Below are 233 nucleotides of genomic sequence, written 5' to 3' on the forward strand. Positions count from 1 at the left end.
AACCCAAAGGATTCCGAATCACTGGCAATCGACATCCTGACTTTTTTAACGGGCATTTCCAGCCGTGACGGGGAAAAGTTCCCTGTTCTTCGGAAAGCTATTCGTGCAGTAACAAACAGTGAAGAACGGGGGCTTTTCAAAGTGATTGAGGAACTACGGGCGGAGGGAACCACCATCAGCACCAGCATAGCCGACCATATCGAATCCTTTACGGACTATGACTTTGCACACCT

1 protein-coding gene is annotated in these 233 nt (G+C 48.9%); it reads left to right on the plus strand.

Features of this window, described 5'->3' with window-relative positions; translation table 11 throughout:
• A partial coding sequence (locus DWZ40_RS20250; RefSeq protein ID WP_243035404.1) for an ATP-binding protein occupies positions 1–233 on the plus strand: 233 nt, incomplete at both ends.

The organism is Clostridium sp. AF32-12BH, from assembly GCF_003477935.1.
GTDB lineage: Bacteria > Bacillota > Clostridia > Lachnospirales > Lachnospiraceae > Brotaphodocola.